Raw genomic sequence first — 24,157 nt, 5'->3', positions numbered from 1 at the left:
GGCAACTAGGCTGGCACCTGTGAGTGAAACTACCAAACCGGCCACCGCCGGCACCGATATTGCCCCTGCAGAGGCTTCCGCCCTGACAACCCAACCCGGGCAGGTGCCTGCCGCTACGGGTGTCTCAGCAACAGCGGCTCCGGTGGTACCGCTCACTGACCAGCCCCGGCTCCTAGTCCTTGATGGACACTCCATGGCGTTCCGGGCTTTCTATGCCCTGCCAGCGGAAAACTTCTCGACAACGTCCGGCCAGCACACCAATGCCGTGCACGGGTTCACGTCCATGCTGATCAACCTGATCAAGGAACAGAAACCCACCCACGTAGCAGTTGCCTTTGATGTCAGTGATGACACCACGTTCCGTAAAGCCGAGTATGACGGTTACAAGGGCGGACGCAATGAGACGCCCCGTGAGTTCAGCGGCCAGATCGACCTGATCGACAAGGTCATGGGTGCCTGGGGTATCAAGACCATCAAGATGCCCGGTTTTGAGGCTGACGACATTCTTGCAACCCTGGCCGCGAAGGGGGATAAAGCTGGCTTCGAGGTCCTTCTTGTCTCAGGTGACAGAGATGCCTTCCAGCTCATCACCGACAACGTTTTTGTCCTGTATCCCAAGCAGGGTGTCTCCAACATTCCCCGCATGGACGCTGCGGCCATCCAGGAGAAGTATTTCGTCACTCCGCCGCAGTATTCAGACCTTGCCGCGCTGGTGGGTGAGACCGCGGACAACCTGCCAGGGGTGCCGGGCGTGGGTCCAAAAACGGCAGCGAAGTGGATCAACCTCTACGGCGGGCTCGAAGGTATCCTCGAGAACATTGATTCAATCGGCGGCAAGGTGGGCGGCGCCCTGCGCGAGCATGTTGAAGACGTTAAGCGCAACCGTCGCCTGAACCGGCTCCTCACGGATCTGGACCTGCCAGTCGGCCTTGATGACCTGGAGGAACCACGGCCAGACCATGCTGCGGTCGAAGAGCTCTTTGACACCCTTGAGTTCCGTACGCTCCGTACCCGGTTGTTCGCGCTTTATGGCAATGAGGAATCAGCCCAGGAACAGGAGTCCATCGCCATCCCTGAGTTCAGCCAGTTGACCTCGGCCGCTGAACTCAAGGCCTTCTTTGATGCCGGTACTGGCCAGCGGACGGCCGTGGCGGCTGACCTGCAGCCGGCGGTTGTGGGGGAGGAAGTACTTGCCCTGGCCCTGGTTCGCGACGACGCTGCCGCTGTGGTGGACCTGGTGTCCTTGGACGCCGAAGCCGATTCTGTGGTGTCGGCTTGGCTGAAAGATCCTGAGGAGGCCAAGCTCCTGCACGGCTACAAGGCTGCCCTGAAAGGTCTTGCAAGCCGAGGCCTAGGGCTGGAGGGGGTGGTTGATGACACATCCATTTCCGGGTACCTGATCCAGCCTGACCGCCGCAGCTATGAACTCGCGGAACTGGCTCAACATCACCTGCAGCTGACAGTCTCCACGGCAGCTGCCAAGACCGGCCAGTTGGAACTTGCCCTCGACGAAGCGGACGCCACCGGGCGTGTGGCTCTTGTACAGCAGGCCGCTGTTGTGCTGGCACTGAGCCGGTACTTCGAAACGGAACTCCACGACCGCAAGGCACAGGAACTCCTGACAACCCTGGAGTTACCCGTCAGCCGAGTATTGGCAGCCATGGAAATGACAGGCATCGCCGTGTCCATGGACAAGATGAACGACCAACTGGCGGATCTGGCCAAGGTGATCGAGCACGCCCAGGAGCAGGCCTTCTCGGCGATCGGACATGAGGTCAACCTCGGATCGCCCAAGCAGTTGCAGACAGTCCTCTTTGAAGAACTTGAGCTTCCTAAGACCAAGAAGATCAAATCCGGCTACACCACCGACGCAGCGTCCCTGAAGAGCCTCCTGGAGAAAACCGGGCACGAATTCCTGGTCCAGCTCATGGCGCACCGTGAATCCGCCAAGCTGCGCCAGATGGTGGATTCGCTCAAGAAATCGGTAGCTGCCGACACCCGGATCCACACCACCTACGCCCAGAACGTGGCAGCCACCGGGCGCATCTCATCCAACAACCCCAATCTGCAGAACATCCCCATCCGCAGTGAGGAGGGCCGCCGCGTCCGTGGCATCTTTGTGGTCAGCGAAGGCTACGAATGCCTTCTCTCGGCCGACTACTCGCAGATTGAAATGCGCATAATGGCCCACCTCTCAGGCGACGAGGGACTCATCTCCGCATACCGGGAGGGGGAGGACTTGCACAGGTTTGTGGGCTCCAACATCTTCCATGTTCCCGTGGAGGATGTCACCAGTGCCATGCGCTCCAAGGTCAAGGCAATGTCCTACGGCCTGGCCTATGGGCTGACGTCATTCGGACTCTCCAAGCAGCTGGAAATCTCCGTGGATGAGGCTCGAAACCTGATGAAGGACTACTTCGACAGGTTTGGAGCTGTCCGGGACTATCTGCGTGGCGTCGTTGAACAAGCCCGTATTGATGGCTATACCTCCACCATTGAAGGCCGCCGCCGCTACCTCCCGGACCTGACCAGCACCGACCGCCAGGCGCGCGAGAACGCAGAGCGGATTGCCCTGAACTCACCCATCCAGGGATCGGCTGCGGACATCATCAAGCGGGCCATGCTGGGAGTTGCCGCGGAGCTCGAAGCCCAAGGCCTCACATCACGGATGCTACTGCAGGTTCATGACGAACTTGTCCTCGAAGTTGCCACCGGTGAACTGGAAGCAGTGAAGACCCTGGTGACCCAACAGATGGCCGGAGCCGCTTCGCTGACAGTCCCCCTCGACATCCAGATCGGGCTGGGTCCAAGCTGGTACGACGCCGGCCACTGATAGGGACGCCCTTCAGGTCAAGTCCTGCGGATCACTCCTTGTGGGAGCCGTTCGGCGTGGTGTTTTGCCTTGCGGGTAGCGCGTCCGCACAGCTTTGACTAGGCTCGACATCGTGCCAACAACGAGCGAAGACTACGTAATCCGCCGGTTTGCCCCGGTGGCCAAAAACGAACCAGGATACGACGCTGCCGTCGCATGGACCCATGCAGTGACATTCGGTTTCCATGACGAGCGTCGCACTGAGGAGCGCGTTGACCGCGGCCTTCAGATGAGTGTTGCCGACGGTCGGATGTTCACGGGGGCTTACCAGACAGGCGAGCCAGCGCCGCACTCGCTGCCAGCAGAGATTCCCGTGGCAACCTTTGGGACCATGCGCAATTCCCTGAACATCGGCTTTGGGCGGCTTCTCGAAGCCCACCTGGTGACTGCCGTTACGGTGCGCACCTCGCACCGTCGTAGGGGATTGCTTCGCAGGATGATGAGCGAAGACCTTGCGCTGGCCAAGAAAGATGGGCTGGCCATTGCTGCGCTGACTGCGTCCGAAGCATCCATCTATGGACGGTTTGGATTCGGCGTGGCCACCTCGGAGCAGAACATCCGGGTAGATACCTCGCGGCGATTCCGGATCAATCACACGCCGCTCGGCACAGTGGATGTGGCTGACCCCAAGGTCCTGCTGGATCTTGCCCCGGAGGTATTTGCGAAGATGCACGCCAACCTCCCCGGCTCTGTTGGCCGGCAAGACTATTACCGACAGGTTGCCTCCGGGTCTGTCGGGGACGAGGATGGTGCGCCTGACGCAAAGGTCAAGGCTGCACTGCACTACTCGGCAGACGGAACGGTGGACGGGTATGTCTCCTACAAATTTGCTGGTTGGGACAAGACGCCCGCAACCATGGAGATCGTGGACCTCGTAGCCGCAAACCCGGCGGCGTATCTTGAGCTCTGGCAGTACCTCGGGGCGATCGATCTTGTGGATCGGGTGACCTGGGAGAACACAGCTGTTGACAACCCTCTGACCTGGGCATTGGAGGATCCCCGGTGCATAGCGGCCGCCGACTCCCGGGATATGCTGTGGCTTCGGATCCTGGATGTCCGCAAAGCACTCGAAGAACGCTACTTTCCAACCGACGGGCGCCTGACCCTCAAGCTGCGTGACGCGCTAGGGCTCGCTGGCGGGACCTTCACGCTCGTCGTGGACTCTGGCAGTGCGGCCGTTGCAGAGTCCGTAACTGCTCCAGACCTGGAGATGGACATTTCAACGCTGTCATCGCTCTACCTCGGTGGAGCAAGTGCCGCATCGCTGATGGCCGCCGGGCGAATCCAGGAAAACACCGCAGGGGCCGGATTCCTGCTGACTAGAATGTTCGCCGTCGAACGTCCAGCATTCTGCCAGACGCACTTCTGAGGTGTCCCTCTGACCTGTGGTCCCGCAAGGTACGTGCTTTGACCCCGGTTGGCCGGTTCGTCTAGAATAAACGGGCGTGTACTACGTGTGCGCGTCAAAATGCATTAATTTTTCACCATAATCAGGATGACCCGGCAATCCGCCGCGCACCACTGCCGATACCCGGACGTGGTGGTCACCTGACCGACTCACTATCCACAACGGAGCCCCTACTACATGACCATCACCTCCACCGAGAAGTCCGGTACCCCCGTCGTCGCCATTAACGACATTGGGTCCGCTGAAGACTTCCTCGCAGCAGTCGACGCCACCATCAAGTACTTCAACGACGGAGATCTCGTCGAAGGTACCGTCGTCAAGGTTGACCGCGATGAAGTCCTGCTCGACATCGGTTACAAGACCGAAGGTGTCATTCCCTCCCGCGAGCTTTCCATCAAGCACGACGTTGATCCCGGAGACGTTGTCTCCGTTGGCGATCTCGTCGAGGCCCTGGTGCTCACCAAGGAAGACAAAGAAGGCCGCCTGATCCTCTCCAAGAAGCGTGCTCAGTACGAGCGTGCCTGGGGCGACATCGAGAAGGTCAAGGAAGAAGACGGCGTCGTTACCGGCACCGTCATCGAAGTTGTCAAGGGTGGTCTTATCCTCGACATCGGTCTGCGCGGCTTCCTGCCGGCATCACTCGTCGAGATGCGCCGTGTGCGCGACCTGGCTCCGTACATTGGTCAGCAGATCGAGGCCAAGATCATCGAGCTGGACAAGAACCGCAACAACGTTGTTCTTTCCCGCCGTGCATGGCTTGAGCAGACCCAGTCCGAGGTTCGTTCCACGTTCCTCAACAAGCTGGAAAAGGGCCAGGTTCGTCCCGGTGTCGTTTCCTCGATCGTCAACTTCGGTGCATTCGTGGACCTGGGCGGCGTCGACGGTCTGGTTCACGTTTCCGAGCTGTCCTGGAAGCACATCGACCACCCTTCAGAGGTTGTCGAAGTTGGCCAGGAAGTCACTGTCGAGGTCCTTGAGGTCGATCTGGACCGCGAGCGGGTATCACTCTCGCTCAAGGCTACGCAGGAAGATCCGTGGCAGACCTTCGCCCGCACCCACGCACTGGGCCAGGTTGTGCCGGGTAAGGTCACCAAGCTGGTTCCGTTCGGTGCGTTCGTACGCGTCGAAGACGGCATCGAAGGCCTTGTCCACATCTCTGAGCTCGCCGTGCGCCACGTTGAACTGGCCGAGCAGGTTGTCTCTGTCGGAGACGAGCTCTTCGTCAAGGTCATCGACATCGACCTGGAACGCCGCCGCATCTCGCTGTCCCTCAAGCAGGCCAACGAAGGTGTCGACGCCGACTCCACCGAATTCGATCCGGCTCTCTACGGCATGGCCGCAGAGTACGACGAAGAGGGCAACTACAAGTACCCCGAGGGCTTCGATCCTGAGTCCAACGAGTGGCTTGAAGGCTACGAGAACCAGCGCGCCGTGTGGGAGCAGCAGTACGCTGATGCCCAGACTCGCTGGGAAGCCCACAAGAAGCAGGTTGCCCAGCACGCAGCTGACGATGCAGTTGCTGCAACGTCCGGTGAAAGTGATTCAGGCACCACCAGCTACTCCTCCGAGCCTGTTGCCCAGGAAGCCACCACCGGTGGCGGTACCCTGGCATCCGACGAGGCACTTGCTGCTCTTCGTGAAAAGCTGACCGGAAACTAATTTCGGTTTTCGGAGCCCACTGAGGCACCACAGGAACAGGCCCCCGCCCTAGGCGGGGGCCTGTTTTTTGTTGCGGTTTTCGAAGAGTGCTGTGTCCGGTGCCTTACCCTCAGACACCATCGGCACCGACCGAGTGGCCGGTGCCGATTGCCCTGCGGCTTCCTTTGCCCGCCGGGGCAAAGGAACTGGAAGAATCAGACGTTGTGGCCCTGGTGCCTGCCTTCGGCGATCTCCTCAAGAAGCTTGGCGTTGAAGGCGCCAAGGTCGTCAGGGGTGCGGCTGGTGATAAGGCCGTTGTCCACCACCACTTCAGCGTCGCTCCAGGATGCGCCAGCGTTGTTCAGGTCCGTCGCCAGGGTGTAGTAGGAGGTAACCCTGCGTCCGCTGATCACACCGGCATCAATGAGTAGCCAGGGGCCGTGGCAGATGGATGCGACAGGTTTATGCTGCTCAAAAAATGCGCGGGCAAAGGCCTGGGCATCCTTGTCTGCCCGGAGATGGTCAGCATTGATGACGCCTCCCGGAATGACCAGTGCCGCAAAGTCTTCGGCGTTGGCTTCTGCGGCAGTGATGTCAACGGAGAAGGTATCGCCCTTGTCATCTCCGTCAAAGCCCTGCAGCGGATCCCTGGTGGGTGAGACCAGTACTGGCTCGCCGCCTGCGGCTTTCACTGCATCCCACGGACTTGTCAGCTCTACCTGTTCCACGCCGTCGGTGAGCAGGAAAGCAACTTTCTTTCCAGCAATCGTGTGTTCTGTCATGGGAAACTCCTGAATCCTGTGCGCGGACCGACAAAGCGGGCGCGCGCAGCGGTTTTGGGGACCTCTCCAGCGTATGAATCCAGGCAGTAATAAGCAAGCTTGGTATCAGCTGTTCATGCCTGCCGGTGGCAGGCATGGGGTGAGTCAACGACGTGGTGTACTTGTCTAGAGGTCCATCCGGGCGGTGACAGCATTTCCTGTGTGCGTCAGGTCAGCTCCGCCGCTGGCCAGGAGGCGTTGGGCAGCGACATTGCTGGTCGCCGTCGAAGCTACAATCCTGGTGACGCCAACGGCCCGTGCAGCTGTCAAGACCAATTCCATGGCGCCGGAGCCAATGCCCTGCCCCCGGAAAGTTCGCCCGAGCCAGATGCCCGTTTCCGCGGCGTCCACCCCGACGGATTTCAGTCGAACCGAGCCTGCCAGTTCGCCATCGACCAGGACGGCCCACGTCTTCTCGCCCGTAGGTCCGTCAAGTCCACTCGCTGCATGGTGATAGGCGAGGAACCAGTCAATGCGATCTTGGTTCCAACCACCGGCCATGTCCGCTGTGGCCCCACGAGGCGGCGTGACGTCATCCGCATCGGCCTGCGCCAACGCCAGCCTCAGTAGCCCAGGAAGAACTACAGTTGTGACGTCCGCCAGGTGGAGCGTCCGGGGAAGAGTTGCGTCAGTCCTGTGGTTTGACGAAGAGGTGTCGGTGGCGGGCTCCCTGTGGCATTCAGTCATGGTGTCCTCGTCTCAGATCCTGGTCGATCCATGATGTCTCACCGGAATGTAGTTCAGAGATCCCCGCGGTGAGGGACAACACGAGCTCCTTGGCCCCCGCAATGGCGCTGGCCCGATCAGGCACTGCCAGCACGAGCTCTGCCTGGAGGGGCCCATAGGTAGTTGGTTGCAGCTGGTATCCGGCCGTTCGCAGATCGTTTTCCAGCCGCCCGGCATGCTGATGCGCTGCTGAAACCCGGCAGATGCGCAGCCGGGACCGGCGCACCAGGGGAGCGAGGTCCAGTGCAGTCGATACGGACTCCGAATATGCGCGGATCAGGCCCCCGGCACCGAGGAGGACGCCGCCAAAGTACCTGACGACGACGGCACTTACGTCGCTAAGGTCGCTGACCCCGGGTGCTGTCTCCCTACGAACCATGGCCTCCAGCATGGGGAGTCCGGCAGTTCCGGAGGGTTCGCCGTCATCGTTGGAACGCTGGGTATCCCGGTCCGGTCCAAGAACCAGTGCCGAGCAGTGGTGCCGCGCATCATGGAATTCTTTTCGCAGTCCGGCAAGAAGGTCGCGGGTGTCATTCTCGGACGAGGTGCGGGCCAGGACTGTGATGAAGCGTGAACGCCGGATCTCCAGCTCGTGGCGGAATTCACTGCCGGCGGACACTGTGGTGTACGTGGTGGACCGGCTCTCGCCCTGGTCCCTCATCCCCTGCACAGTGCCTGCCACGGGATCAGTCTAGTGTTGGAGGGTGCTGAACGTAGGATTAACTGGCGGAATCGCCTCTGGAAAATCGCAGGTGGCGGCCCGACTGGGGATACTGGGGGCAATCGTCATCGACGCTGATCTCCTTGCCCGGGAGGTGGTGGAGCCTGGCAGTGATGGACTCGCTGCCATTGTCCGGGTGTTCGGTGACGGTGTCCTTGATCCTGGAGGTGCCCTCAACAGGCCGGCCCTGGGCGCCCTCATTTTTGCTGACGCTGGCCTGCGGGGCGAGCTTAATGCCATCATCCATCCACTGGTCCGGCGGCGGTCAGCGCAGCTCAGGGCCGCTGCGCCTGCTGGAGCGATTGTTGTCCAGGACATTCCATTGCTTGTGGAGACGGGGCAGGGCCCAGCATTCTCCCTGGTGGTGGTGGTTGATGCACCTGAGGACCTTCGCATCCGACGAATGATGGACCATCGTGGAATGGCCCGCGTCGATGCCGAGTCCCGCATTGCGGCGCAGGCTTCAGTCGCGGAACGATCTGCCGCAGCAGATGTCATGCTTGGCAATACCGGAACAGTGGAGCAGCTGATGTCGGAGGTGGACAGGCTGTGGCATGGCCGGTTGGTGCCCTTCGCAGAGAATCTTCAGAACGGGCGGTGTGCAGTCCAGCCGACAATCGTCACTCCTGCGGATTCCGGGTGGGCCTCCCAGGGGAAACGGCTGGGGCAACGCGTGGCCCGCAGCCTGCCAGCTGCCCTGGCGGTGGACCATATTGGCGCTACAGCCGTCCCCGGGTTGCCTGCGGAGGACGTCATTGACCTTCAGGTCACACTGCGGAATACGGCCGACGCAGCGACGTATGCTCCGTTGCTTGCCACCGCCGGTTTCCTGCACCACCGCGCACCAGCGGACCGTGTGGGAGCTGAAGCCTTTGCTGTCCACGGCGCTGGCCCCAGCTACCGCAGCGCCGATCCGGGAAGGCCCGCTACACTCCAGCTCTGCATCGCGGGATCCGATCAGTGGCGGTGGGCCCTGGCGTTCCGGGACTGGCTACGCACGGACGAGGTTGCGCGGCAGCACTACCATGCATCACTTAAGCCACGTGGGGATGAAGAGTCCGGTGTTCCGGCAGGCCGGGTTGAACGATTCGACCCCCGGTCAGCCGGAGTGATTAACCGCCTGGAGTCGTGGATCGAAGCATCCGGGTGGGTGCCGCCGTCGTACGGCTCCTGACTGTTCGCCCTCAACGGATCAGGACAGTGGCTGTCCGCCTTCGGGAGTACATTTGAACCATGAGTCTTGCGCAGGAAATCAACCGTGTTGTGTCGCCCTTCGAGGTCATCAGCGAGTTCAAGCCAGCGGGTGACCAACCGGCAGCGATTGCCGAACTGACCGAGCGCGTCAACAACGGTGAGAAGGACGTGGTCCTGCTCGGTGCTACTGGAACGGGCAAGAGCGCCACCACCGCCTGGCTTATCGAACAGGTTCAGCGTCCCACCCTGGTGATGGTCCAGAACAAGACCCTTGCCGCACAGCTGGCCAACGAATTCCGGGAGCTGCTGCCCAATAACGCAGTTGAGTATTTTGTCTCCTACTACGACTACTACCAGCCTGAGGCCTACGTGGCCCAGACGGATACGTTTATCGAGAAGGACTCCTCGGTGAACGAGGAAGTGGAGCGGCTGCGGCACTCTGCTACCAACGCCCTCCTTACCCGCCGCGATGTGATTGTGGTGGCGACTGTCTCCTGCATCTACGGCCTGGGTACGCCAGAAGAATATATCGCCGGCATGGTGACGTTGACCAAGGGTGCGCAGATGAACAGGGACGACCTGCTGCGGAAGTTCGTTTCCATGCAGTATGCCCGTAATGACATGGACTTTCACCGGGGTACGTTCCGGGTCCGCGGCGACACGGTTGAGATCATCCCAATGTACGAGGAACTCGCAATCCGCATCGAGTTCTTTGGGGATGAAATCGAAAACATCATGACCCTGCACCCGCTCACCGGCGACGTGATCCGGGACGAAACCGAGATGTACGTCTTCCCGGCTTCACACTATGTGGCGGGCCCAGAACGTATGGCACGAGCTATCAAGCGTATTGAGGATGAGCTCGCAGAACGGCTCCAGGTTCTGGAAAGCCAGAACAAACTGGTGGAAGCGCAGCGTCTGCGCATGCGCACCACCTATGATCTTGAGATGATGCAGCAGATGGGATTCTGCAACGGCATCGAGAACTACTCCTCCCACATTGACGGCCGTGCCCGTGGAACCGCCCCACACTGCCTCATCGACTACTTCCCGGACGACTTCCTGCTGGTTGTGGATGAATCGCACGTAACGATTCCCCAGATTGGGGCCATGTACGAGGGCGACATGTCCCGCAAACGGAACCTGGTTGACTTCGGTTTCCGGCTTCCCTCAGCCATGGACAACAGGCCGCTCAAGTGGGACGAATTCCTGGACCGGGTTGGCCAGACGGTCTACCTCTCGGCCACACCCGGAAAATACGAACTCGGCAAGGCCGACGGCTTTGTCCAGCAGATCATCAGGCCAACCGGCCTTATCGATCCAGAAATCGTGGTCAAGCCCACAAAGGGCCAGATCGATGACCTCCTGCACGAAATCAACATCCGTGTTGAGAAGAATGAGCGGGTCCTGGTGACCACGCTGACCAAGCGGATGGCGGAAGACCTGACCGACTACCTCCTGGGCCATGGCATCAAAGTGGAGTACCTGCACTCGGACGTGGATACGCTCCGGCGGGTGGAACTTCTGCGCGAGCTCCGGATGGGATCTTTTGACGTCTTGGTGGGCATCAACCTCCTGCGTGAGGGCCTGGACCTTCCCGAGGTCTCCCTGGTCAGTATCCTCGATGCGGACAAGGAGGGCTTCCTGCGCTCCGCTACGTCACTGATCCAGACCATTGGCCGTGCAGCCCGTAACGTTTCCGGCCAAGTTCACATGTACGCGGACCGGATCACCGACTCCATGGACAAAGCCATCGACGAAACCAACCGCCGCCGGGCCATCCAGGTGGCGTACAACACCGAGCACGGTGTCGACCCGCAGCCCCTGCGCAAGAAGATCGCGGATATAACCGACCAACTGGCCAAGGAAGACGCGGACACGGAGGAGCTCCTCAGCAACAACAGGCTCGCCAAGGGTGCAAAACGCGGAAAGTCGGGTACCAAGGCATCTACCCAGGTGCGCAAGGATGGCCTCGCAGCCGCCCCAGCGGAAGACCTTGTCAGCCTCATCGAACAACTCTCAGAGCAAATGCATGCCGCCGCAGCAGAACTGCAGTTTGAGGTAGCGGCGCGGATTCGCGATGAGGTTGGCGACCTCAAGAAAGAACTGCGTCAGATGCAGTCGGCGGGCCACGCCTGATCGCCCGGCCCGCCAGCGTGGCAACGGCGGTTAGTGACCGCCGTTGCCACGCACCATGCCAAGGAGCCGCCCGAAAATGGCCTCGCCGTCGTCGGTAATACCGTCATGGTGAAAGTCGCTGCTTTCCCACACCTGGAGGCCACGAACGGCACGGGCTGTAGCCAGCGAGAGCTCACGGTCAACGTAGATGTCCTCGGTGTAGACGGCGGCCGCTGTAGGGACAGTGTTACGACCCAACTGCGCCAGGTCATACAGGTCACCCCAATCGGTCCTGCCAGCAAGGAGATCAGCAACCTCCCGCAGCGGGCGGAGCGCCGAGTCCTGCTCGAAATACCACGGGTACACCATTTCCCCGGTCAGCAGCAGATCCTCGGCGTCGGGAAGAAACTCAGGATGGTCCGCTAGGACGCGCCAGGCCGCCCAGTCGGTGGCTTCGCCCTGTCCGTAAATGGATTCATGCATGAGTGCATACAGCGGATTGGACGCGCGTGAGGCGAGGACACCGAGTTGCTCGAGGAAGGCGTCTGAGAGACGCGATCCGTCCGCTGTCGTGGTGAAGGCGTCCTCCAGGAGGTAGTGCAGGGCATCAACACGCGTGTTCCCGCCGAGGAAAGCGCCAGCCATCTGGAACCGTTCAATAGTCAGCAGGTCACCGCTAGGCAGGAATTCGGGTGTACTGCGTAGGTGCTCGGCGATGCGGTTTACTGTTTGCCTGTCTTCCGGGTACCAGCCGAAGTACTCGGCGTTCCGGGCTGCGACCCGTGCGAATGTTGCGCTGTAGACCTGGTCTGCAGGGCCGGTCAACGGCGCTAGGCCACCGGTGACCAGGGCTTCCCTTAGCCCTTCCGGTGCAAAGGACAGGTACGTCAGGGCACAAAATCCACCGTAACTCTGGCCGTAGATACTCCATGGCCCGGAGCCCAAAGCTGCCCTGATGAGTTCAGCGTCGGCAACAATTGAATCCGCACGGAAGTGCGTCAGGTACTTGGCCTGCGCGGCAGCGTCACCTTCAAGGGGAAGGGTGTTCCTGTCAGCAGGACTCGACAGGCCAGTTCCGCGCTGATCGAGCATCAGGATACGGAAATCCTTTGCTGCCGCTTTCATCCAGCCGTTGAGGGAGGTGAGGCGATTTCCCCGACCACCTGGTCCGCCCTGGAGATAGAGGAGCCAGGGAAGTTTTTCCGCCTCGCTGGCACTGTGGACAGCGGAAACGTATTCGCGCGCAAAAACAGTGATTCTTCGGTGCTCGGCAGTACCGGCTTCGGCGTGGTCGAGGGGTACTGAGAAGAAGTGTTCGGCAGTACGCATGGACCGGAAGCTGTGCCGCGCCCGTACGTGGTGTTTGGCGCCGCCGGACGGGCCGGCACCCTGAACGAGCTCAGCCACGGGCTTCTACCTGACCTGCAGTGCCGTAGGTTTGCAGGGCCTGCCCGGTCAACCGGAAGGTTGACCAACCGTCCATGGGATGCGCCCCCAGGTTCTTGTAGAAGTTGATGGAAGGCTCGTTCCAGTCAAGGACGCTCCACTCAACCCGGGCGTACCCTCGTTCCACCGCCGTTTGCGCCAGGAACTGCAGCAGTGCCTTGCCGTGGCCCTCGCCACGTGACTCGGGGCTGACATAGAGGTCCTCGAGGTAGATTCCGTGGACGCCTTCCCACGTCGAGTAGTTCAGGAACCAGAGGGCAAAGCCCTGGACCTCACCCTCTGCATTCTCTGCCATCGTGGCGAAGGCACTAGGCGCCTCGCCAAACAGCACATCCATCAGCATGTTCGGAGTATTCCGGACAGCGTCAGGCTCCTTTTCGTAGGTCGCCAGATCGTGGATCATGCGAAGGATGTCGGGGACGTCATGGGGCGCGGCGGGTCGAATTCTACTCATGGAACGAGCTTACTAGGGGCCCTGCGCGCCCCCGGAACGAGGGCAGGATCAGAGCCGATTGACATCGACAACGCGGACCACTGCAACACCCGCTTCGTCCGAGGCCGCGAGATCCACCTCCGCCGAAATACCCCAGTCATTGTTACCGGCAGGGTCCTCGAAAATCTGCCGTACTTTCCATGTAGCGGAGCCTTCGGTGATCATGAGCAGTCCGGGCCCCCTGGCGTTAGGGCCGGTGCCAATGTCATCGTGCTCATCAAAGTAATCATCGAGCGCATCCTCCCAGCGGCTCGCGTCCCAGCCAGCGCCTGCGTCGAGCTCTCCCAGGGCCTGCGAATCCTCGTCAGCAAACAGTTCCACCCGGCGGAACATTTCGTTGCGCACCATCACCCTGAATGCCCGGGTGTTGGTGGTCAACGAGGGCGGTGGGGGTGGAGGTGCGTCATGGGGCGTGGGTGCCAGCCCACTGGTCAGCTCCTCCCATTCATCCAGCAGGCTCGAGTCAACCTGGCGAACCAGTTCGCCCAACCAGGCGATCAGGTCTTCCAGGTCTTCGCGGAGCGCGTCCTGCGGGACTGTCTGGCGAAGAGCCTTGAAGCAGTCGGCCAGGTACCTGAGGACAATCCCCTCTGAGCGTGCCAAGCTGTAGAACTGGACAAATTCCCCGAAGTTCATGGCCCGTTCGTACATGTCCCGCACAATCGACTTCGGCGCCAGCTCGAAGTCGCCAATCCACGGTGCTGCCCTGCGGTAGACGTCAAAGGCCTCGCCGAGGAGCTCGGCCAGGGGTTGCGGGTAGGTGACCTCTTCCAACATGGCCATTCTCTGGTCGTACTCAATGCCGTCAGCCTTCATGGCCGCAATTGCCTCCCCTCGGGCTTTTTTCTGCTGTGCCGAGAGGATCTGGCGAGGCTTCTCAAGGGTGGACTCGATCACTGAGACGACGTCAAGGGCGTAGGCGGGCGCCTCGGGATCAAGCAGATCCAGGGCAGCGAGGGCAAAGGGTGACAACGGCTGGTTCAGTGCAAAATTGGCCTGCAGGTGGACAGTGAGTCGGACAGTGCGCCCGTCCCGGCCCTGCTCCGACTCGGGAATCCGCTCAACGACCTCTGCAGCGAGGAGCTCCCGGTAAATTCCGAGTGCCTTTTTCATCAGCTTGAGCTGGGAAGACCGCGTTTCATGGTTTTCCGTCAACAGGCGGCGCGCTGCAGCAAACGGATCACCGGGGCGTTCCATCAAATTCATGAGCATCGAGTGCGTCACAGTAAAACTAGACGTCAGCGGATCAGGAACAGATTCCACCAGCCGTTTGAAGGTTGGCTCGCCCCAGGAGACAAAGCCTTCCGGAGGCTTTTTCTTCACGACCTGGCGGAGCTTCTTCTGATCGTCGCCAAACTTGGCTGTTGCCTTCGCCATGGCCTTGACGTTTTCAATGACGTGTTCTGGCGCCTGTACCACCACGGTTCCGGCAGTGTCATACCCGGCGCGGCCGGCGCGGCCGGCAATTTGATGGAACTCGCGTGAATTCAAGGGACGGGTGCGGACGCCGTCGTATTTGCTCAGTGCCGTGAGGAGGACGGTGCGAATGGGCACGTTTATCCCAACTCCCAGGGTGTCGGTCCCACAAATGACCTTGAGGAGCCCAGCCTGCGCCAATTGCTCCACGAGGCGTCGGTACTTTGGCAGCATGCCTGCATGATGGACCCCGATCCCGTGCCGTACCAGGCGGTTCAATGTCTTTCCGAAGCCTGCGGCAAAGCGGAAGCCGGCAATGAGCTCGGCTATTTTGTCCTTTTCCTCCCGCGAGCAGACATTGATGCTCATCAGTGTCTGGGCCCGATCGATGGCCTCGATCTGGCTGAAGTGCACCACATAGACAGGGACCTGGCGAGTAGAGAGAAGTTCCTCAAGGGTCTCGTGCACGGGAGTCTGATGGTAGTAATAGTGCAGCGGGATGGGCCGTTCGGCGGAACTGACTGTGACAGTGGGCCGGCCGGTAAGGTCCGTGATACCTGTTTCAAACCGGCTGACATCCCCAAGCGTTGCGGACATCAAGAGGAACTGGGCCTGGGGGAGCTCCAGCAGGGGCACCTGCCATGCCCAGCCGCGCTGCGGATCAGAGTAGAAGTGAAACTCGTCCATGATCACGGTGCCCAGAACGGCGGCGCTGCCCTCGCGGAGTGCAATGTTGGCAAGGATTTCAGCCGTACAGCAGATAATCGGGGCATCCTGGTTGACGCCGGAATCACCGGTAATCATGCCGACGTTTTCGGCACCAAAAATCTCGCAGAGGGCGAAGAACTTCTCGGACACCAGCGCCTTGATGGGCGCCGTGTAATAGCTGCGCTGGCCTGCCGCCATTGCCTGGAAGTGCGCCGCTATGGCCACCAGCGATTTCCCGGACCCGGTGGGGGTGGCAAGGATGACGTTGGCGCCGCCAGCGAGCTCCATGATGGCCTCATCCTGGGCCGGGTACAGCTCCATGCCCCGGGATTCAGTCCACTCCAAAAAGAGCGTGTACAGGGAATCGGCGTCGACGGTGCCCGGGTTTACGCCGGGCGTGGCGAAGGAAAGGAGTTGGTCTGAAAGTTTCATTGATGTCAGCTTAGTGCCCGTCAGCTTAGGGTCGGGGAGTCGACGGTCGTTCGATGCCGCACCGGGCACCGCTGCCACGTGTCCAGCGGAGGATGTGTTCCGCGCGTTAGGCTCAGCGAAGCCCGTCCATCATCGAGCCTGGAGACGTCAATGAAGTGGGACCCCACCAAGTACAGCCAGTTTGGCAACTTCCGCGATAGGCCATTTTTTGATCTCACCGCCCGGGTAACGGCGGCATCGCCACGTCAGGTGGTCGATCTGGGATGTGGGCCGGGTAACCTCACGGCCACACTGGCAGAGCGCTGGCCGGACGCCGACGTTCTTGGCCTCGATTCCTCCACCAGCATGCTGGAGCGCGCGGCCGTGGCTACCGAGGGGTTGCCGGGCCTTCGCTTTGCCGAGGCCGATATTGCGCAATGGATGCCCGGTGAGGCAACCGACATTGTCGTGAGCAACGCAGCTCTCCAGTGGGTGCCACACCATCGACAGTTGCTGCCGCGCTGGCTTGCCGGGCTGAAGCCCGGCGCCTGGATCGCTTTCCAGGTTCCAGGAAATTTCTCCGCTCCGTCCCACGCCCTGATGCGCGAGTTGGCCGATTCCCCACGGTGGGCGGAACGTCTTGCCGGCGTCCTGCGCCACGATGACGCCGTCGCGGAACCCGGTGAGTATCTGGAGATGATGCTCGACGCCGGATACACAGCCGATGCTTGGGAGACCACATATCAGCAGGTGCTGCACGGAGACCAGGCGGTGCTGGAATGGGTGCGGGGCACGGCGCTGGTGCCGGTGATGGCAGCCTTGAAGGGTACTGAAGCGGCAGAGTTCGAGGCAGACTATGCACAATTGCTTCTGGCTGCCTATCCGCAAGGCAGGCACGGGACCGTTTTTCCGTTCCGGCGGATATTTGCGGTTGGCCAGAAGGGACCGAAGGCGGACACGTAATTCAGTACGGATGACTCGAGTGTAAAGAGGAATGACACTATATGACAACGTGTGGTTAGACTGACCCTGCACCGCCGCTCCCTTGACCAATGCCAGGATGGGCAGGAACAGCAACATGATCGCGGTGCAGCGCCAGCCTAGGGGGTACCGTGCTTGCCCGTCTGATGTTCGATTCACTCCGTCGCCATCCATGGGCCGTCGGGACGCTGATCCTTTTCCAGGTTGTCCAGACGGCTGGCACGCTCCTGCTGCCCGCGATCAATGCGGACGTCGTCGACCGGGGGATTGTGGAAGGTGATCTTGCCTTGATTAGCCAGCGCGGGGCGGTCATGCTCTGGATTGCGGCAGGTCAAGTCGTCGCGGCGCTGGCCGCAGGGTGGATTGGATCCCAGGTTGCCGCGAAGGTGGCATCGCGCCTGCGCAGCGGGCTGTTTTCGGCCCTGCAGGGCCTTTCGCCCCAGCAAACTGCAGCCCTGGGTCCCGCAAGCTTGGTGACAAGATCCACCACTGACGTCCAGCAACTCCAAGGTTTCACCCTCCTCCTGCTGACCATGATGGGCGCCGCACCTCTGATCGGCGTCGGCGGACTTGTGATGGCGCTCGTGCAGGATGTCGCCCTGTCGATTGTCATGGTGGTGGTTGTTCCGGTTCTGGGACTCATTATGGTGTTGATTGTTCGGCGGCTTGTCCCGCTCTATCGTGCCGGCCAGGACCTTTTGGACGCCAACAGCCGGGTCCTCGGCGAACAGGTCTCAGGTGCCGCGGTGATCAGGTCCTTCGGACGGCAGCACAGCGAGCGCATGCGCTATGGCCTCATCAACGCGCAGCTGACCAAAAACAATCTCTCCTCGGCCCTCCTCATTGCAGCGATGCTTCCGCTCTTGATGTTGGTGGTAAACCTGTCCACGGTAGTTGTGGTCTGGTGTGGTGGCCAACGAATTGCCAGCGGCGATTTGAACATTGGATCGCTGATTGCCTTTATCGCCTACCTCCTGCAGATCCTCCTTGCGATCATGATGCTGATGTATGTCCTTTCGGCCGCTCCGCGAGCCGCGGCGTGTGCTGAGCGCATCAGTGAGGTGCGGTCCCGTGCGGCGGAACAGCGGCTGCGAAATACCCATCATGGGAAGGGTGGCACAGCTTGCTGGGACGCTTCGGCTGGATCCGGAGCACCAGGATTGAGCCTGGATTTCCACGACGTTGGCTTCGCCTTTGCGGGGGCTCAGCACCCGGTTCTTGGGGGACTGACCTTCAGCGTGCCGGCTGGTTCCACGACGGCGGTGGTCGGGTCCACGGGGAGTGGCAAGTCCACCCTGCTGCGGCTTCTTCCCCGGTTGCTGGAACTTACAGAGGGCAAGATGTCCCTAGGTGGCTGCGACATCACTGGACTGGATACCGCCACGCTCCGTACTGCCATGTCGCTGGTGCCGCAGCAAGCGTTCCTTTTTGCCGGCACTATTGCGTCAAACCTCCGGATGGCGGCTCCTGATGCCACTGACTGTGAGCTGTGGTCTGCGCTGGAAGCGGCGCAGGCGGATTCCTTTGTCCGGGACCTTCCTATGGGACTCCTGGCACCTGTTGACCCTGGTGGGGCGAATTTTTCTGGCGGGCAACGGCAGCGGCTCTGCATTGCCAGGGCCATCCTCCGGCGCTGTCCGCTGTACCTTTTTGACGACAGTTTTTCCGCACTGGACGCGGTGACGGAGCGCGCCGTCCAGGGTGCACTCAGGGACCGGCTTAGGGGTGCCACAGTCCTGATGGTGTCGGAACGGCTTGCTGGTGTCCGCCACGCGGACTGGGTCCTGGTGCTCGACGGCGGCCACCTGGTAGGCCAAGGCACTCACGCGTCGCTGGCGCGGGACTCTGCTGTCTACCGTGAAATCGCCAGCTCCCAGCTGGCCTTCACGGATGCTCCGTGAAGGTGCTGCGGCGTGGTTCACGGGTCGAGCAAGGACGTTCCCGATCCGTAGGACGGCGAATTGTGCGCCTCTTCCGGCCGGTTCGTGCGCAGATGGCGCTCGTTGTCCTGAGCAGCTGCCTTTTTGCGGGCTTTAATGTCACCACCCCAAAGTTTCTCGGTGACGCAACGGACGTTGTTGTAGACGGCTTTATCAGCGGAACGCTCAACCAGGGCAAGCTGGTGGACATTCTGGGGATCGCGGCCCTGATGTATCTTGGCGCTTCTTTGTTCAATTGGGTGCAGGGCTTTGTGGCGGCCCGGGCAGTGGGCAGTGTGTGCCATGAACTGCGAAGCGCCGTCCAGCAAAAAATTGAGCGGACCCCGACTCATGCCGGAGCGGCGCGGGAAACTGCTGGACAGGCGACGGGTACGCTGGCCGGTCCCGTCGCTGACCCACTAAGCAGGGCCACCCATGACGTAGATACCGTGTCGCAGGCATTGGGAACCATTCTGACCCAGCTCATCACCTCGGTACTGATGCTCTTGGGAGCCCTGGGCCTGATGCTCGCCATCTCCCTGCCACTCGCTGCCATCGTGCTGGTCAGCGTCCCGCTCTCGGCATACCTCGCCGTGCTCATTGGACGCGCCTCCCACGGTCATTTTCAACGCCAGGGAGCCCTGGTCGGTGAACTGTACGTTGACGTTGCCGAAACTGTCAGGGGCCAGGAGGTCATTCGCAGTCTGGGGTGGGAGGCGCGTGCCCAGGCACGGTTCGAGGAGACCAACCAGAGGCTCACTGAAGCTTCCGGTAGGAGCCAGTTCCTGTCTGGGCTGATCGCCCCGCTTTTGGCGTTCGTCGGCAACCTCAACTATGTTGCCGTCGCAGTGGTGGGCGCGCTTCAGGTTGCTGGTGGTGCCATGAGTATCGGTGGAATCCAGGCGTTCCTGCAGTTTACGAGGCTTTTTTCGCAGCCCGTGGGCCAAATCGGCGGTATGGCAGCGACAATCCACGCGTGCGGGGCGTCGGCTGCCCGCATCTTTGAACTCCTCGATTCCGAGGAGGAGCTAAACCTGCCCATGGCGTTGACGATTGCGGCTGCCGGCGGTGCACCGTGTGCTAGTTCAGGGGCACCTGGCGAAATCCGTTTTGACAAGGTGGACTTTTCCTATGGAGCCAGGAAAGTTGTCAAGGATTTCAGCCTCACTGTCCCAGCCGGAAAAACAGTGGCGATCGTCGGTGGCACCGGAGCAGGCAAGACAAGTGTGGTGAACCTGTTGCTCAGGTTTCTTGATCCAGAGTCCGGCTCCATAACTCTCGGGGGAGTGGACATATCCACGCTGGGCCGTGACGCGGTTCGGGGAACCATGGCGTTGGTGCTCCAGGACGCCTGGCTCTTCAGCGGCACCATCCGGGACAACATCGCTTACGGACGCGAGGGAGCGACGCACCAGGATGTCGTGGCGGCCGCAGAGGCGAGCCACGTGGACCATTTCATCCGGTCACTGCCTGATGGCTACGACACCATGGTTGATGCCGCGGTGGACTCCCTCAGTCAAGGGCAGCGCCAGCTGCTGGCTATTGCCCGGGCCCATGTTGCGGACCGGGAAATCCTGGTCCATGACGAGGCGAGCAGTTCGGTGGACTCACGCACTGAACTCCAGATTCGCCGAGCCATGCAGGACCTCCGCAAGGCACGGACGGCGATCGTCGTGGCGCACCGCTTGTCCACGATTGCGGACGCTGATCTAATCGTGGTCATGGACAACGGCAGGATTGTGGAACAGGGCATGCACTCGGAGCTTATCCAACGCGGCGGTGCATACTCCCGCCTCCATGCTGCACAGTCGGCGCAGGGCCACGACGCTGGGCCCACCGGGGCGGCGGATCGCAGTGCCCTGTCGAGCCGGATCACGAGTCAGCCGTGAGCGGCGCATTCCCGGGATCCTGGCGGCCACAGCCCAACAGCAGCGTGCCGCTCTTTGACCAGCTCCGCGTTCAGATCCTGGCCCGCGCTGACGATGGGAGCCTCGCGCCAGGGACCCGGCTGCCAGCGGTGCGCGCCCTGGCTGAAAACCTGGGCGTCGCCCCGCATACGGTGGCTCGCGCGTACAAGGAGCTGGAGTCTGCAGGTGTGGTTCGCACACAGGGCCGCAACGGTACGGTTGTCTCTGCGCGCGAAAGCCGGATCAGCGCCGCGTCCGTTGCAGCAGCCCAGCTGGCAGTGACCGCCAAGGCTACAGGCGTCAGCTTCGCAGAGGCCGTTCAGCTCCTAGCCGCTGCCTACGATGCCGAGCAGTAACCGGCCGAAGCACCACTCGTGGGTGCAGTTGTCCGCTGCGCGGGGGCACATCGTCAGCCACATGGATATTCGAAGAAGTTTTCGATTAGCATGTTAAGGTGCCTAAAGCCGTAGTTGAACAAACAACCGCAAACTCCCGCCTCGCAGGGAACATGTCTCCAACCCCGGACCTTTCACGGCTGGTGGTGAAGGGTGCCCGCGAGCATAATCTTCGCAATGTCGATCTTGACCTTCCCCGCGACGCCATGATTGTCTTCACAGGCCTCTCGGGGTCTGGAAAGTCATCCCTTGCGTTCGACACCATCTTCGCGGAGGGTCAACGCCGCTACGTTGAGTCGCTGTCAGCCTACGCGCGCCAGTTTCTTGGCCAGGTAGACAAGCCGGACGTCGACTTTATCGAGGGCCTGTCTCCTGCTGTGTCGATCGACCAGAAGTCCACGAGCAAGAACCCGCGTTCGACGGTGGGCACCATCACGGAAATTTATGACTACATGCGCCTGCTCTGGGCGCGGGTGGGACGCCCCTTCTGCCCCGTCTGCGGTGAGCCGGTCGTGCGGCAGACGCCCCAACAGATTGTGGACCAACTTCTTGAACTTGAGGAGGGAACCCGTTTCCAGATCCTCGCACCCGTAGTCCGGGGGCGAAAGGGTGAGTTTGTTGACCTCTTCAAGGACCTCAGCGCCAAGGGCTACTCCCGTGCCCGCGTCGATGGCAAGCTGATCCAGCTCAGCGAGCCTCCCACCCTCGGCAAGCAGTTCAAGCACACCATCGAGGTGGTGGTGGACCGCCTGGTGGTCAAGGAAGGCATCATCCAACGCGTCACGGACTCGGTGGAGACTGCTCTTGGACTGGCTGAAGGTCGCCTCCTGGCGGAATTTGTCGACCTTGATGAAGAGGATCCGAAGCGGCTGCGTGCCTTTTCCGAGAACCTGGCGTGCCCCAACGAGCATCCGCTGGCGATCGACGAGATTGAACCGCGGTCGTTCTCGTTCAATAATCCCTTTGGTGCCTGTGCCGTGTGCAGTGGTATCGGTATACGCCTGGAGGTTGATGAAGAGCTCATCATTCCCAATCCAGAGCTGTCTCTCGCGCAGGGTGCGATTGCCCCGTGGTCGCTGGGCACAGCCACCACCGAGTACTGGAACAGGCTGCTGGAAGGCCTTTCCAAGGAACTCAAGTTCTCGATGAAAACGCCGTGGGAGAAGCTCGACGCCGATGTGCGAAAGGCTGTCCTGCACGGCAAGGACCACAAGGTTGTGGTGCAGTACAAGAACCGTTTCGGGCGCGAACGCAAATACAGTACTGGCTTCGAGGGAGTCATCCAGTACGTGCACCGCAAACATGAGGAAACTGATTCGGATTCGGCCAGGGACCGCTATGAGGAGTACATGCGGCAGATTCACTGCCCCGCCTGTAAAGGTGCGCGGCTGAATCCTGCCTCACTCTCTGTCCTGATCAACGGAAAGTCGATTGCCGCCGTTGCTGCCCTCCCCATGCGCGAGTGTGCAGAGTTCCTCGACAACCTGGTTCTCACTGGCCGTGAGGCACAAATCGCCAATCAGGTCCTCAAGGAAATTCAGGCCCGCCTGACGTTCCTCCTCGACGTCGGGCTCGAATACCTGAACCTCGAACGGCCGTCGGCTACCCTGTCCGGCGGTGAGGCCCAGCGCATTCGCCTGGCAACGCAGATTGGCTCCGGGCTGGTCGGTGTCCTCTACGTCCTGGACGAACCGTCCATTGGGCTGCATCAGCGGGACAACCGTCGCCTGATAGAAACGCTCACCAAACTGCGCGATCTTGGCAACACGCTCATTGTTGTTGAACACGACGAAGACACCATCCAGGAAGCCGACTGGGTCGTTGATATCGGGCCCGGTGCCGGTGAACACGGCGGCCACGTGGTCCATTCCGGTTCCTATGCCGACCTGCTTACCAACACCGAGTCCCTCACGGGCGATTACCTCTCCGGACGCAAGTCCATCGCCGTACCGACAAAGCGCCGGAAGTATGACAAAAAGCGCGAGCTGAAGGTCGTGGGAGCGCGTGAGAACAACCTCGTTAATGTCGACGCCGCCTTCCCTTTGGGCCTGCTGACCGCTGTGACCGGAGTCAGCGGTTCGGGCAAGTCCACGCTTGTGAACGAGATCCTGTACAAGGTTTTGGCGAACAAGCTCAACGGGGCCAAGCAGGTTGCGGGACGGCACAAGAGCATCCAGGGGCTGGAGCACCTGGACAAGGTAGTCCATGTGGACCAGAGCCCGATCGGCCGCACGCCGCGGTCCAATCCCGCGACATATACGGGCGTCTTTGACAATATCCGCAAGCTCTTTGCCGAAACCACGGAAGCCAAAGTGCGCGGGTATCTGCCGGGCCGGTTCTCGTTCAACGTCAAGGGCGGCCGCTGCGAAGCGTGTTCGGGCGACGGTACCCTCAAGATCGAGATGAACTTCCTGCCGGACGTGTATGTCCCATGCGAGGTTTGCCACGGTGCGCGCTACAACAGGGAGACCCTGGAAGTGCACTACAAGGGAAAGTCCATCTCCGATGTGCTCAACATGCCGATCGAAGAAGGCGCGGAGTTCTTTGCCGCGTTCTCACCCATAGCCAGGCACCTGAACACGCTGGTGGATGTCGGGCTGGGCTATGTCCGTCTGGGACAGCCAGCCACCACCCTCTCCGGTGGCGAGGCCCAGCGCGTGAAGTTGGCTGCAGAACTCCAGAAACGCTCCAACGGTCGCAGCATCTATGTGCTCGACGAACCGACCACGGGACTTCATTTCGAAGACATTCGCAAGCTGCTGCTTGTCCTGCAGGGACTGGTGGATAAGGGAAACACCGTGATCACTATCGAGCACAACCTTGACGTGATCAAGAGTGCGGACTGGGTAATTGATCTGGGGCCCGACGGCGGTTCGGGTGGCGGTCGAGTGATAGCCACGGGGACACCGGAACAGGTTGCAACGTCAAGTACCAGCCACACTGCCGCTTTCCTTGCAGACCTGCTGGCCTGACAGGTGGACTT

The 24,157-nt window shown here is 61.0% G+C and carries 16 protein-coding genes; 10 read left to right on the top strand and 6 right to left on the bottom strand.

From position 1 onward, the window contains the following. The first annotated feature begins 193 nt into the window (after positions 1–193). From polA to rpsA, 3 genes are all read left to right on the top strand, one after another. Entirely contained in the window at positions 194–2,833 is a 2,640-nt protein-coding gene (gene polA / locus QMG79_RS06805; RefSeq protein ID WP_283538035.1) for a DNA polymerase I, read from the top strand. Positions 2,834–2,945: 112 nt separating this feature from the next. Then, positions 2,946–4,241 (top strand): GNAT family N-acetyltransferase, encoded by a 1,296-nt coding sequence (locus QMG79_RS06800; protein ID WP_283537809.1) that lies wholly within the window; start codon positions 2,946–2,948, stop codon positions 4,239–4,241. A 216-nt stretch (positions 4,242–4,457) separates the two neighbouring features. Continuing rightward, entirely contained in the window at positions 4,458–5,939 is a 1,482-nt protein-coding gene (gene rpsA, locus QMG79_RS06795; protein ID WP_283537808.1) for a 30S ribosomal protein S1, read from the top strand. 194 nt (positions 5,940–6,133) lie between these two features. Here the strand turns inward: rpsA and QMG79_RS06790 are convergent, their stop codons facing one another. The 3 genes from QMG79_RS06790 to QMG79_RS06780 form a co-directional block, all read right to left on the bottom strand. Beyond that, the gene (locus QMG79_RS06790; RefSeq protein ID WP_283537807.1) at positions 6,134–6,700 is read right to left on the bottom strand and encodes a type 1 glutamine amidotransferase domain-containing protein; all 567 of its coding nucleotides are present in this window, start codon (positions 6,698–6,700) and stop codon (positions 6,134–6,136) included. A gap of 165 nt (positions 6,701–6,865) precedes the next feature. Next, positions 6,866–7,426 carry a GNAT family N-acetyltransferase gene (locus QMG79_RS06785; protein ID WP_283537806.1) on the bottom strand — a complete coding sequence of 187 codons (561 nt, stop codon included), beginning with the start codon at positions 7,424–7,426 and terminating at the stop codon, positions 6,866–6,868. Then, entirely contained in the window at positions 7,419–8,126 is a 708-nt protein-coding gene (locus QMG79_RS06780; protein WP_283538034.1) for an IMPACT family protein, read from the bottom strand. Before QMG79_RS06780 ends, QMG79_RS06785 begins: the two co-directional genes overlap by 8 nt. A gap of 43 nt (positions 8,127–8,169) precedes the next feature. Here QMG79_RS06780 and coaE point away from each other — a divergent pair, with 43 nt between their 5' ends. Beyond that, positions 8,170–9,360: a dephospho-CoA kinase gene (coaE, locus tag QMG79_RS06775; protein WP_283537805.1), complete on the top strand. Its 1,191-nt coding sequence runs from the start codon at positions 8,170–8,172 to the stop codon at positions 9,358–9,360. A gap of 59 nt (positions 9,361–9,419) precedes the next feature. After that, positions 9,420–11,519 carry an excinuclease ABC subunit UvrB gene (gene uvrB, locus QMG79_RS06770; RefSeq protein ID WP_283537804.1) on the top strand — a complete coding sequence of 700 codons (2,100 nt, stop codon included), beginning with the start codon at positions 9,420–9,422 and terminating at the stop codon, positions 11,517–11,519. Between the two features lie 30 nt (positions 11,520–11,549). On the opposite strand, the gene QMG79_RS06765 is transcribed toward uvrB, so the two are convergent. The 3 genes from QMG79_RS06765 to QMG79_RS06755 all read right to left on the bottom strand — a co-directional run bounded on the left by QMG79_RS06765 (position 11,550) and on the right by QMG79_RS06755 (position 15,993). Then, a complete protein-coding gene (locus tag QMG79_RS06765) occupies positions 11,550–12,827 on the bottom strand; it encodes an alpha/beta fold hydrolase (RefSeq protein WP_283538033.1) in 1,278 nt (425 codons plus the stop codon). Between the two features lie 70 nt (positions 12,828–12,897). Next, a complete protein-coding gene (locus QMG79_RS06760) occupies positions 12,898–13,398 on the bottom strand; it encodes a GNAT family N-acetyltransferase (protein ID WP_283537803.1) in 501 nt (166 codons plus the stop codon). A 48-nt stretch (positions 13,399–13,446) separates the two neighbouring features. Next, entirely contained in the window at positions 13,447–15,993 is a 2,547-nt protein-coding gene (locus QMG79_RS06755) for a DEAD/DEAH box helicase (RefSeq protein ID WP_283537802.1), read from the bottom strand. Positions 15,994–16,143: 150 nt separating this feature from the next. On the opposite strand from QMG79_RS06755, the gene QMG79_RS06750 reads away from it, so the two are divergent. The 5 genes from QMG79_RS06750 to uvrA all read left to right on the top strand — a co-directional run bounded on the left by QMG79_RS06750 (position 16,144) and on the right by uvrA (position 24,146). Next, positions 16,144–16,935: a trans-aconitate 2-methyltransferase gene (locus QMG79_RS06750; protein WP_283537801.1), complete on the top strand. Its 792-nt coding sequence runs from the start codon at positions 16,144–16,146 to the stop codon at positions 16,933–16,935. A 149-nt stretch (positions 16,936–17,084) separates the two neighbouring features. Then, positions 17,085–18,854 carry an ABC transporter ATP-binding protein gene (locus QMG79_RS06745; protein WP_349357253.1) on the top strand — a complete coding sequence of 590 codons (1,770 nt, stop codon included), beginning with the start codon at positions 17,085–17,087 and terminating at the stop codon, positions 18,852–18,854. A gap of 62 nt (positions 18,855–18,916) precedes the next feature. Continuing rightward, the gene (locus QMG79_RS06740) at positions 18,917–20,761 is read left to right on the top strand and encodes an ABC transporter ATP-binding protein (RefSeq protein WP_283537800.1); all 1,845 of its coding nucleotides are present in this window, start codon (positions 18,917–18,919) and stop codon (positions 20,759–20,761) included. Next, on the top strand, positions 20,758–21,135 hold the full coding sequence (locus tag QMG79_RS06735; RefSeq protein WP_283537799.1) for a GntR family transcriptional regulator: 378 nt from the start codon (positions 20,758–20,760) through the stop codon (positions 21,133–21,135). Before QMG79_RS06740 ends, QMG79_RS06735 begins: the two co-directional genes overlap by 4 nt. 98 nt (positions 21,136–21,233) lie before the next feature. Further along, positions 21,234–24,146 carry an excinuclease ABC subunit UvrA gene (uvrA, locus tag QMG79_RS06730; protein ID WP_502934707.1) on the top strand — a complete coding sequence of 971 codons (2,913 nt, stop codon included), beginning with the start codon at positions 21,234–21,236 and terminating at the stop codon, positions 24,144–24,146. The last annotated feature ends 11 nt before the right edge of the window (positions 24,147–24,157 follow it).

The sequence above is a fragment of the Pseudarthrobacter sp. PS3-L1 genome (genome assembly GCF_030063285.1).
In the GTDB taxonomy this organism is placed as follows: domain Bacteria; phylum Actinomycetota; class Actinomycetes; order Actinomycetales; family Micrococcaceae; genus Arthrobacter.
This window is presented reverse-complemented; position numbering and strand designations above follow the sequence as displayed.